Source organism: Mycobacterium sp. (genome assembly GCF_035697385.1).
In the GTDB taxonomy this organism is placed as follows: Bacteria; Actinomycetota; Actinomycetes; order Mycobacteriales; family Mycobacteriaceae; genus Mycobacterium.
This window is the reverse complement of record NZ_DASSCY010000350.1, coordinates 19050-29535: the sequence shown is the minus strand read 5'-3', so window position 1 is coordinate 29535 and position 10486 is coordinate 19050. Positions and strand designations below refer to the sequence as shown.

Sequence of the window (10486 nt, the reverse complement as noted above, 5' to 3'; positions counted from 1 at the left end):
AGCGCCGCCAGATGTGTCAACGCGCTCTGCGGCCCCTCGTAGCCAAGCGCGGCGAGTTGGCGTTCTGCGGCCGCCGGTGTCATGCCTTTCGAAATGCCAATGGTCCCAACGGATTCCAGTAGAGGCTGATAGAACAGCTTGGCGTGCAGCCGTGACACCCTCAGGTTCTGCCGCTTGAGCTCCTCGCGCAGCACGCCGAGCGCGTCGTGCTGGCCGTCGGGACGGATGTGGGCGGCCCGCGCCAGCCACCGCAGGGCCTCCTCATCGTCGGCCTCGGGCAGCATGTGGGTGCGCTTGAGCCGCTGCAGCTGCAGCCGATGTTCGAGCAGGCGCAGGAATTCGTAGGACGCGGTCATGTTGGCGGCGTCGTCGCGGCCGACATAGCCACCGGCGCCGAGGGCAGCCAGCGCGTCCACCGTCGATGCAACATGCAACGATTCGTCGTTGCGCCCGTGCACCAATTGCAGCAACTGCACGGCGAACTCGACGTCACGCAGCCCGCCGGTGCCGAGTTTGATTTCGCGCGATCGCTCGCCGGCAGGCACCAGTTCTTCGACGCGCCTGCGCATCGCCTGCACCTCGGGGACGAAGTCCTCACGCTGGCTTGCCGTCCACACCATCGGCATCAGCGCGGCGATGTAGGCCTCGCCGAGTTCGGCGTCACCGGCCGCAGGCCGCGCCTTCAGCAATGCCTGGAACTCCCACGTCTTGGCCCATCGCTGGTAATAGGCGACGTGGGACTCCAGCGTGCGCACGAGCTGGCCGTGCTTGCCCTCGGGCCGCAATGCGGCATCCACTTCGAAGAACGCATCACCGGCGAATCGCATCATCTCCCCGGCGACCCGGGTGGCGATCGCGTCGGCGTTCTCCGCGACGAAGATGACGTCGACGTCGCTGACATAGTTCAGTTCCCGCGCCCCACATTTGCCCATCGCGATGACGGCAAGCCGTGGGCCCTCGCCGTCACCGCACACCGCCCGGGTCCCCACGGTCAACGCGGCGCCCAACGCGGCGTCGGCCAAGTCGGACAAGTGCTCGCCGACAGCAGTGAACGGCATCACGGGCTCGTTCTCCACCGTCGACGCCAGGTCGAGCGCGGCAAGCACCATCAGCCGGTCGCGGTAGAGCGTGCGCAGTGGGTGCAGGGCAACCGTTGTGTCCGTTGCCTTTTCAGCCAGGGCGATGAATTCGCTACGCAGTTCGGCGGCCGACGACAACGTCGCCGACCCGGCCAGCAGATGCCACGAGTCAGGATTGGCGACAAGGTGATCGGCGAGCGCAAGCGATGAGCCGAGCACGCCGAACAACCGGCCCCGCAGACCGCGGTCCTTGAGCAGGGCCGCCTTGAGTTCGTCTGCGCCAGAACCCGCGGCCTCGACCAGCCGCACCATCGCCCGAAGCGCGGTGTCCGCGTCGGGTGCGCGCGACAGCGACCACAACAGCTCGACGTGGGCATCGGTGTTCCAGCCAAGCCGGGCCAGATCGGCGGCAGCTTGGGGTTCGACCAGCCCGAGCCGGCCCACGCTCGGCAGCTTCGGACGCTGCGTCGCAGGTTTGGCCACGCAGTCACGGTAGCGCAGCCGCTAGTCGGCCCGTTTACAGCGACAGGTACGTCTTCAGCTCGTAGGGCGTGACGTGGCTGCGGTAGTTCTCCCACTCGGCGTGCTTGTTGCGCAGGAAGAAGTCGAATACGTGCTCGCCCAAGGCTTCCGCCACGAGTTCGGAGTTTTCCATCTCGGTCAGCGCGACCCCGAGGCTGCCGGGCAGCTCCTTGTAGCCCATGGCGCGGCGTTCCTCAGCGGTCAGGCTCCACACGTTGTCCTCGGCCTGCGGGCCCAGCACATAGTTCTTCTCGATGCCGCGAAGGCCTGCGGCCAGCAGCACGGCGAAGGTCAGGTAGGGGTTGCACGCCGAGTCTGGGCTGCGCACCTCGACCCGACGCGATGAAGCCTTGCGCGGTGTGTACATCGGGACCCGCACCAGTGCCGAGCGGTTGGCGGCACCCCACGACGCCGCGGTCGGGGCCTCGCCGCCGTGCACCAGCCGCTTGTAGGAGTTCACCCACTGGTTGGTGACGGCACTGATCTCGTTGGCGTGCTCGAGAATGCCTGCGATGAACGACTTTCCGACATCGGAGAGCTGAAGTGGGTCGTCGGGGCTGTGGAACGCATTGTTCTCCCCCTCGAACAGGCTCATGTGGGTGTGCATGGCCGACCCGGGATGCTCGGCGAAGGGTTTCGGCATGAACGACGCACGGACGCCGTCGCTCAGCGCGACCTCCTTGACGACGTACCGGAACGTCATCACGTTGTCGGCCATCGACAGCGCATCGGCGTAGCGCAGGTCGATCTCCTGCTGGCCGGGAGCGCCCTCGTGGTGGCTGAACTCGACCGAGATGCCCATCTGCTCGAGCGCGTCGATGGCGTGGCGGCGGAAGTTCGGCGCCGCGTCATGCACGGCCTGGTCGAAATAGCCGCCGTTGTCCGCGGGAATCGGAACTGAGCCGTCGTCCTCGCCGGGCTTGAGGAGGAAGAACTCGATCTCGGGATGCACGTAGCAGGAGAACCCGAGGTCGCTGGCCTTGGATAGCTGGCGGCGCAGCACGTGCCGGGAGTCGGCCCACGACGGTGAGCCCTCGGGCATCGTGATGTCGCAGAACATCCGCGCCGAATGGTGCTGGCCGCTGCTGCTGGCCCACGGCAGCACCTGGAAGGTCGACGGATCGGGCCGCGCGACCATGTCGGCTTCGGATACTCGGGCAAACCCCTCGATCGCCGAGCCGTCGAAGCCGATGCCCTCCTCGAACGCGCCTTCGAGCTCGGCCGGTGCGATGGCCACGGACTTGAGGTATCCGAGCACGTCGGTGAACCAGAGCCGGACGAAGCGGATATCGCGTTCCTCCAGCGTGCGCAGCACGAATTCCTTCTGCCGATCCATGACCGCAGCGTAGGTTCCGGCTGTTAATTCTGTGTTACACGGCTGCTTCGTTTGCGCCTAGCAGCGCAGACCGGCAGGCGGGACGACGGAGTCGATCAGGAAGTTGACCACCGACGTGTCCACGCAGGCGTCACCGTTGAACACCACGGTGTGCTGGGTGCCGTCGAAGGTGATCAACGACGCGTCCATTTGGCGAGCCAGATCGACTCCGGCCGCATAGGGCGTGGCCGGATCGCGGGTGGTCGACACCACCACCACCTTTCCCGGGCCCGGTGACGACGCCGGGTGCGGTGACGACGTCGGTGGCACCGGCCACATAGCGCACACATCACGAGGGGCAAACCCGGTGAAATTGCCGTAGGCAAGGAACGGAGCCACCGCTCGGATCTGCCGGTCGGCGTCGGCCCACGCCGCCGGGTCGGTCGGGTACGGCGAGTCGACGCAGCGGATCGCGACGAAGGCGTCCTGCTTGTTGCTGTAGTGCCCGGTTGCGTCGCGATGCTGGTAATCGTCGGCCAGCAACAGCAGGTCGCCAGCGTCGGTGCCGCGCTGCAGGCCGAGCAGCCCGCTGGTGAGGTAGGGCCAGTGGCGCTGCGAGTAGAGCGCGTTGACGGTGCCGGTGATCGCGTCCTGATAGCTCAGTCCGCGCGGGTCGGAGGTCAGCCCCGGCTTGCCCACCAATGGGTCGACCAGCTGGTGGTAGCGCCCGACGAATTGCGACGGGTCGGTGCCAAGCGGGCAGCCGGCCGACCGCGCGCAGTCGGTTGCGTACGCGTTGAAGGCCGTCTGGAAACTTTCCATCTGGCGGATATTCGCAGCGATCGGGTCCAGAGCCGGATCGATCGCGCCGTCGAGAACCATGGCGCGAACCCGGTCGCCGTACTGCTCGGCGTAGAGGGCGCCCAGCTCGGTGCCGTACGAGAAGCCGAGATAGTTGATCTGGTTCTCCCCCAGAGCTGCACGCACGACGTCCATGTCGCGTGCCGTCGACGCGGTTCCGATGTTGGCCAGAAACTCCGCGCCGACCCGTTCGGTGCACAGCTGGGCGAACTTTGCGTAGAGCGCCTCGATGTGGGCGACGCCCGCGGGACTGTAGTCGGCCATCGGTTCGGTGCGGAACGCGTCGAACTCGGCGTCGGTGCGGCAGCGCAGCTCCGGTGTGGAATGCCCGACGCCGCGCGGGTCGATGCCGATGAGGTCGAAGCGGCGGCTGATGTCGGTGTCGGCCAGCGACGCGCCCATGCCGGCGACGGTGTCGACCGCCGATGCCCCTGGCCCGCCGGGGTTGACGACCAGCGCGCCGATCCGTTCGCCGGTGGCAGGAACCCGGATGACGGCCAACTGCGCCTGTGCCCCTTCGGGTTTGGCGTAGTCGACGGGCACTGAAACCGTGCCGCACTGTGCCGTGGGAATTCTGCTGGTGTCGTCGAGCCACTGCTCACAGCCGCCCCAGACCGGCGGCGCGCCGTAGCGCTGGGTGGTCGCGCCTTCTGGCGACGCCAAGGCGGCCGGGCCAGAGAGGAGGTTCGACACCAGGAAGATCGCGAGCGGAACCGCCAACACCCTGCCCGCCCGCCACATGGCAGCCATAGTTGCATGCGCACCGGGCGCCGGTCTGCACCTGGAATCGAAAGGTGACCTGGCTGTGATCAGGCGTCGAGTTCGTAGGTGATCCAGGTCGACCTTTTCGCGCCGATCCCGTCGTAAAGCCTTTGGGCCACTGCGTTGTCGGGGGCCGTCTCCCACACCAGTTTCCCGGCTCCGCCCACGCGGCACAGTTCCAGGCACCGCTCGATCAGCGCCCGCCCGACCCCCGATCCGCGCGACGCCGGAACGGTGAACAGGTCGTTGAGTACACCGACGCGAGCGGCGTACAAGGTTTGCCACGTCCAGTAGACCGTCGCGAAACCCAGTGGTGTTCCATCGCCGTGACGGGCGATCAGCTGCATGCCCTCGGCGGGATTATCGATCAGCGCCGTCGCCAGCGCTGCCAACCGCTCATCCGGTGGATCCACCCGATAGAAATCGCAATACGCCCGCAGCATCGGCATCAGCTCGGCCAGATCCGACGAACCGACCGTCGCAATGTTCAGCATCGGGTGTCCGGCGGTGGCACTGTCACGTCGACAAGGTAGCGCGCCGCGATGTCGTCGATGCAGGTGTTTCCCTGAAAGACGACGGTGTGCTGGGTGCCATCGAAGGTGACCAGGGTGCCGCCGAGCTGGCGGGCCAGGTCGACGCCGGCCTGATACGGCGTGGCAGGGTCGTTGGTCGTCGACACCACGAGGATCGGCGGCAGTCCGCTGACCTTGACCTCGTGCGGTGTGCTGGTCGGCGGCACGGGCCAGAACGCGCAGGTGCCCAGCGGCGCATGCCCGGTGAATTCGCCGTAACTCATAAACGGCGCCACCTCACGGATCCGCCGGTCCTCCTCGACGATCTTGGCGCGATCGGTGATGTCGGGCTCGTCAACGCAGTTGACCGCGACCCGCACGTCGGTGGAGTTGTTGTAGTGACCTTGGGCATCGCGGCCCATATAAAGGTCGGCAAGGGCCAGCATGGTGTCACCCCTGCCGTCCTTGATCTCGGTCAGCGCCTGAGTGAGATGGCGCCACAGACTCGGCGAGTACAGCGGCAGGATGGTGCCGACGATCGCGTCGCTGTAGCTGAGACCGCGCGGATCGTCTGTCTTCGCAGGCTTTTCCACCAGCGGGTCGATCATGCTTCGGTAGACATCGGTGGCCTTGGCCGGGTCGGTGCCCAGCGGGCAGGACGGGTCTTTCGTGCAATCCGCCGCGTAGTCGTCGAACGCTTTCTGGAACGCGGCGGCCTGGCGAATGTTCGCCTCGGTCGGATCGGCGTTGGGATCGACGGCGCCGTCGAGGATCATCGCCCGAACCTTCTCCGGGTAGGCCTCGGCGTACGCGGCCCCGATCCGAGTGCCATACGAGTAGCCCAGATAGGTCAGTTTGTCGTCGCCGAGTGCGGCGCGCATTGCTTCGAGATCCTTCACGACGTTGGCGGTTCCGACGTTGGCGAGGAATTCCTTGCCCATCTTGTCCACGCAGCGTTGGACGAAGTCCTTTGTCTCCTTCTCGATGTGGGCGACACCCTCTGGCGTGTAGTCGACCTGTGGATCGGCCCGCAGCCGGTCGTTGTCGGCATCGGAGTTGCACCACACCGCGGGCGTGGAGTTCGCGACCCCTCGCGGGTCGAAGCCGACGATGTCGAACCGCTCGCGCACGGATTGCGGCAGCGTGGCGACGAGCGACGCCGCGGCCTCCACCCCTGACTCACCGGGACCGCCAGGGTTGACGAGCAGGGAGCCGACCCGCTCACCGGTCGCCTTGATCCGGATCATCGCGAGCTGCGCGACGTCACCATCGGCCTTGGCGTAGTCCACCGGCACCGAGAGCTTCCCGCATTCGGCGCCGGCCGGAATGCGGGTCTCGTCGGACGGGGCGGACTGGCACGGCGCCCACTGGATGGGCGTGCCGGGCCTGGGCACCGAAATGACGGCGCGCCCGTCGACCACGTTGCTGCAGCCGGCAACGAGTACCAACGTTGCCGCCGCGAGCGCAGTGGATCTGACGACCCCGATCTTGAGGTTCATGGCTCCACATGCTGCCATGAACCCGCATCGGCCCTGGCGAGGCGGCTACTTCGTGGCTTATCTCGTGGCGTCGAGCAGCTCGCCGAGCGCGTCAGAGAAGTCGTCGGCCAGATCCCACAGGTCGGGCAGCAGCTCGGGGCAGGACACGATGCCGACGTCGAGACTGCCGGTCAGCGACATCACGGTGATGTTCAGCCCGGAGCCGTGAAAGACCGGCCCGAGCGGGTACATCGCCTTCACCTCGCAGCCCAGGTAGTACAGCGGTACCTGCGGGCCGGGCACATTGGAGACGACGAGGTTGTGCACGGGCTTGGCCCCGCTCAACCGGCTTGCGGCATAGACCCGCATCGCGACGCCGAACACCGCCGGCGCGGCGAACTGCGACCAGTCCTGCAGCAGCGTCGCGCCGATGGCCGAACTATGTTGTTTGGCAACGGAATTCGCTTCCGCAATGGATTTGAGACGTTCAGCCGGGTCGGCGATGTGGGTCTCGAGTCGGGAGAACATGCCGGATACCTGATTGCGGCCCGGCCGATCCGACTTGTCGTGTACCGAAACAGGGATCATCGCGACCAGCGTGCTGTCCGGCAGTTCACCGCGGTCGTAGAGGAACTTTCTCAACACTCCGGACACCAGTGCCATCACGACGTCGTTCACCTTGACGCCGAAGTGGTTTTTCACCGTCTTGATGTCCTCGAGATCGAGCTGAGCGAACGCGATGTTGCGGTGACCCGTCACGTTGGCGTTGAAGGCGGTCTGCGGTGCGCTGAACGGGCTGGCCATCGTCAGGCCGCTACGCGCGCGCTTGACGGTGTCGAGGACCGACGAGACCGTCAAGGGCAGCACGTTGACAAGCTTCAACGGCCGGGTGGCGAACTTGATCGCGCCGCTCACCGCGATTTCCAGGCCGCTGGCATCGCCGACGCCCTCGACGGCGTCCGGTGCGGGCGCGTCGGGTTCGGTGCTGCACAGCTGCGACATGATGTTGGCCCCGGTCACACCATCGACGCCGGCGTGGTGCACCTTGGTCATCACCGCCAGCCGGCCACCGGCGTCGGCGTGAGCGTCGGTGCCCGCGATGTTCTCGATCACCCACGTCTCCCACAACGGCCGGCTGCGGTCGAGCGGCAGCGACGCGATGTGGCCGCAGATTTCAGCAAGTTCACGGCGGCCACCTGGCGCCGGCAGGCCGATGCGGTGCAGATGCCGATCGACGTCAAAGTCCTTGTCCTCCACCCACACCGGATGGTCGGGGTTGAAACGGCTGTCGGCGAGCTTTTCCCGGAACTGCGGCATGGCCTTGATCCGCAGGCCCAACGCGTCGCGCAGCCGGTCGAATGTATAACCGCCGGGCATGGTCGAGGTGTCCAGCTCCAGAATCGAGCACACATGCAATGGCTGTGCCGCGGTTTCGAGATAGAGGAAACTGGCGTCGAGTCCGCTGAGCCTTTGCATGTGCCAGATCGTAATGTGAGGAAATCCACTTAATCGGAAGTTCAGGTTCTTGTGCTTAGGTGGCAGACTTGGGGGGTCAGACGAACCCGGGGACCGTGACGGCCTCGAGGATTCGACCCGACTCACCCACTGGGGGACAACGATGTCTGAGCAGACGGTTTACGGTGCCGCCGCCGATCCCAAGCCGCGGACGAAAGTTCGTACTCTTCACCTGCAGAAGTGGAAGGCCGAGGGCCACAAGTGGGCCATGCTGACGGCCTACGACTTCTCCACCGCCCGCATCTTCGACGAGGCGGCAATTCCGGTGCTTTTGGTCGGTGATTCCGCCGCCAACGTGGTGTATGGCTACGACACCACCGTGCCGGTGACCATCGACGAGTTGATTCCGCTGGTCCGCGGCGTCGTGCGAGGAGCTCCGCACGCGCTGGTGGTGGCCGATATGCCATTCGGCAGCTACGAGGCGGGCCCGCAGCAGGCGCTGGCCACCGCGACCCGGTTCCTGAAGGAAACCGGTGCCCACGCGGTAAAGCTGGAAGGCGGCGAGCGCGTCGCGGATCAGATCGCCGCGATCAGCGCCGCGGGCATTCCGGTGATGGCGCACATCGGGTTCACCCCGCAGAGCGTCAACAGCCTCGGCGGATTCCGGGTCCAGGGCCGCGGTGACGCCGCCGAGCAGACGATCCATGACGCGATCGCCGTGCAGGAGGCTGGCGCGTTCTCCGTCGTGATGGAGATGGTGCCTGCCGAACTCGCCACGCAGATCACCGGCAAGCTGACCATCCCCACCATCGGCATCGGTGCAGGACCGAACTGCGACGCACAGGTGCTGGTGTGGCAGGACATGGCAGGACTCACCAGCGGCAAGACCGCGAAGTTCGTGAAGCGCTTCGGGGACGTCGGCGCCGAATTGCACCGCGCCGCAACGCAGTACGCCGACGAGGTGGCTTCGGGAGTGTTCCCCGCTGAGGACCACTCCTTCTAACCGCTAGGCAAACTCGGCCTTGCGTTTCGCCAGGAACGCGTCGACACCTTCACGTCCGTCTGCCGAATCGGCGCGTTCGGCGATCAGCCGTCCCTCGAGTTCCATCTGCTCCTCGATACCGTTCTTGAACGTGGATAGCAGCAGCGCCTTCACCGCGCCATTGGATTCCCTTGAGGTGGCGGCGATTTGGTCGACCACCTGATCGGTTCTGGCTTGGAGTTCGGCGTCGGCAACCACTTCCGTGACCAATCCCCACTGCAACGCGTCCTGCGCCGACAAGGTGCGGTTCGTCAGCATCAGCTCTTGGGTCTTGCGGATGCCGACCAGGCGCGGCAGGTAGTACGACGAGCTGCCGTCCGGACTCAGCCCGGCGCGGGTGTAGGCCATGGTGAACGACGCGGACTCTGCCGCCAGCACGACGTCGCCGGTCACTGCGACCGAGAAGCCGGCCCCGGCGGCGACGCCGTTGACCACGGTGACGAGCACGGCGTCCATCCGTGCGAACGTGGAGATCGCACGGTGCAGATCGTCGGCGACGCCCTTGATGTAGCGGCCGCGGCTCGGTGCCGACGCAAACGACTTGAGATCGCCTCCGGCGCAAAAGAATCGGCCTGACCCCGTGAGTACGACGACCTTGGTCGCCTCGGTGTCGCAGCGCCGGGCGGCGTCGGCCAGTTCACGAGTCATGGTGTCGTTCATGCCGTTTGCGGCATCGGGCCGGTTGAGGGTGATGCGCGTGATCGCGCCGGCCTGCTCGAACTTGATCGTCTGGTATTCGGTCACACGCCGACCTTAACCGGCCGCAGTCGTTGGCTGGTCTGCCGGTGCAGTAGGTCGAAGTCGCCGTCGAAGCCCAGCGTGCGCAGCGCCCCGTCGGCGATCACCCATGGCTGGTCCTCAGGGCAATCGGAGTCATCAGATCGACGGTTGATCACCGACTCGACAAGACGAAATGGCAGGTCATCGGCATCGGCAGGCCCGTCGCACTCGACGATGACCTCGGCAGCCAGGGCACGGTAGCGGGCGCGAAGCTCCGCACGCCGCAACCGGAATTGCTCGAAACGGTCCAGCCGCAGCTCGGGCAGCAGGTAAAGCGCGCCGAGATTCCACCGGCTGGCGCACAGTTGGGTGACATCGCCGACGACCAGCGTGTGTAGCCGAGGCGCGGCCGGTCCGGGCTCTGCGAGAAGTTCGGCGGCCAGGCGCAAGGGCTCGTCGACCGTTCCGGTCAGCAGCGCGTCGAGAATGTCGTCCTTGGTGGCGAAGTGGTGGTACAGCGACGCCTGGCGTACCCCGACCGCGTCGGCGATCCGCCGCGTCGACGTGCTGGCGTAGCCGAGATTCGTGAACAGTTCGGCGGCCGCGTCGAGGATCTCCTCGCGAGCGGTCTTGCCCGGCCGCCGCGATTGCTCCAGCCTCGGGCGTCCACGGCCGTCGCTGCGCATGGCTCATTCTTACGCACTCGTAACAGCGCCGATACCCACGGGGAATGGCCGACC

General features: G+C 66.3%; 9 protein-coding genes. 1 reads left to right on the top strand and 8 read right to left on the bottom strand.

The window, feature by feature from the left end:
- From VFH65_RS29240 to VFH65_RS29215, 6 genes are all read right to left on the bottom strand, one after another.
- On the bottom strand, positions 1 to 1562 hold a 1562-nt coding region (locus VFH65_RS29240; protein ID WP_353326614.1), incomplete at its 3' end, for a bifunctional [glutamine synthetase] adenylyltransferase/[glutamine synthetase]-adenylyl-L-tyrosine phosphorylase.
- 34 nt (positions 1563 to 1596) lie between these two features.
- Positions 1597 to 2937 carry a type I glutamate--ammonia ligase gene (glnA, locus tag VFH65_RS29235; RefSeq protein ID WP_353326613.1) on the bottom strand — a complete coding sequence of 447 codons (1341 nt, stop codon included), beginning with the start codon at positions 2935 to 2937 and terminating at the stop codon, positions 1597 to 1599.
- A gap of 57 nt (positions 2938 to 2994) precedes the next feature.
- The gene (locus tag VFH65_RS29230) at positions 2995 to 4527 is read right to left on the bottom strand and encodes an alpha/beta hydrolase (RefSeq protein ID WP_353326612.1); all 1533 of its coding nucleotides are present in this window, start codon (positions 4525 to 4527) and stop codon (positions 2995 to 2997) included.
- Positions 4528 to 4586: 59 nt separating this feature from the next.
- The gene (locus VFH65_RS29225) at positions 4587 to 5033 is read right to left on the bottom strand and encodes a GNAT family N-acetyltransferase (RefSeq protein WP_353326611.1); all 447 of its coding nucleotides are present in this window, start codon (positions 5031 to 5033) and stop codon (positions 4587 to 4589) included.
- Positions 5027 to 6550, bottom strand: coding sequence for an alpha/beta hydrolase (locus VFH65_RS29220; protein ID WP_353326610.1), 1524 nt, complete (start codon positions 6548 to 6550; stop codon positions 5027 to 5029). The genes VFH65_RS29225 and VFH65_RS29220 overlap by 7 nt, the downstream gene beginning before the upstream one ends.
- A gap of 57 nt (positions 6551 to 6607) precedes the next feature.
- Positions 6608 to 8005: a WS/DGAT/MGAT family O-acyltransferase gene (locus VFH65_RS29215; protein ID WP_353326608.1), complete on the bottom strand. Its 1398-nt coding sequence runs from the start codon at positions 8003 to 8005 to the stop codon at positions 6608 to 6610.
- Between the two features lie 142 nt (positions 8006 to 8147).
- Between VFH65_RS29215 and panB the strand changes: the two genes are divergently transcribed.
- Positions 8148 to 8987 (top strand): 3-methyl-2-oxobutanoate hydroxymethyltransferase, encoded by an 840-nt coding sequence (gene panB, locus VFH65_RS29210; RefSeq protein ID WP_353326606.1) that lies wholly within the window; start codon positions 8148 to 8150, stop codon positions 8985 to 8987.
- Positions 8988 to 8990: 3 nt separating this feature from the next.
- Here the strand turns inward: panB and VFH65_RS29205 are convergent, their stop codons facing one another.
- A complete protein-coding gene (locus VFH65_RS29205) occupies positions 8991 to 9770 on the bottom strand; it encodes an enoyl-CoA hydratase/isomerase family protein (protein WP_353326604.1) in 780 nt (259 codons plus the stop codon).
- Entirely contained in the window at positions 9767 to 10432 is a 666-nt protein-coding gene (locus VFH65_RS29200) for a TetR/AcrR family transcriptional regulator (RefSeq protein ID WP_353326602.1), read from the bottom strand. Before VFH65_RS29200 ends, VFH65_RS29205 begins: the two co-directional genes overlap by 4 nt.
- Between the last annotated feature and the right edge of the window lie 54 nt (positions 10433 to 10486).

Bases quoted from the DNA above. Each gene is read 5' to 3' on its own strand.
- glnA (WP_353326613.1), bottom strand. From the start codon at position 2,937: ATGGATCGGCAGAAGGAATTCGTGCTGCGCACGCTGGAGGAACGCGAT.
- VFH65_RS29230 (WP_353326612.1), bottom strand. From the start codon at position 4,527: ATGGCTGCCATGTGGCGGGCGGGCAGGGTGTTGGCGGTTCCGCTCGCG.
- VFH65_RS29225 (WP_353326611.1), bottom strand. From the start codon at position 5,033: ATGCTGAACATTGCGACGGTCGGTTCGTCGGATCTGGCCGAGCTGATG.
- VFH65_RS29220 (WP_353326610.1), bottom strand. From the start codon at position 6,550: ATGAACCTCAAGATCGGGGTCGTCAGATCCACTGCGCTCGCGGCGGCA.
- VFH65_RS29215 (WP_353326608.1), bottom strand. From the start codon at position 8,005: ATGCAAAGGCTCAGCGGACTCGACGCCAGTTTCCTCTATCTCGAAACC.
- panB (WP_353326606.1), top strand. From the start codon at position 8,148: ATGTCTGAGCAGACGGTTTACGGTGCCGCCGCCGATCCCAAGCCGCGG.
- VFH65_RS29200 (WP_353326602.1), bottom strand. From the start codon at position 10,432: ATGCGCAGCGACGGCCGTGGACGCCCGAGGCTGGAGCAATCGCGGCGG.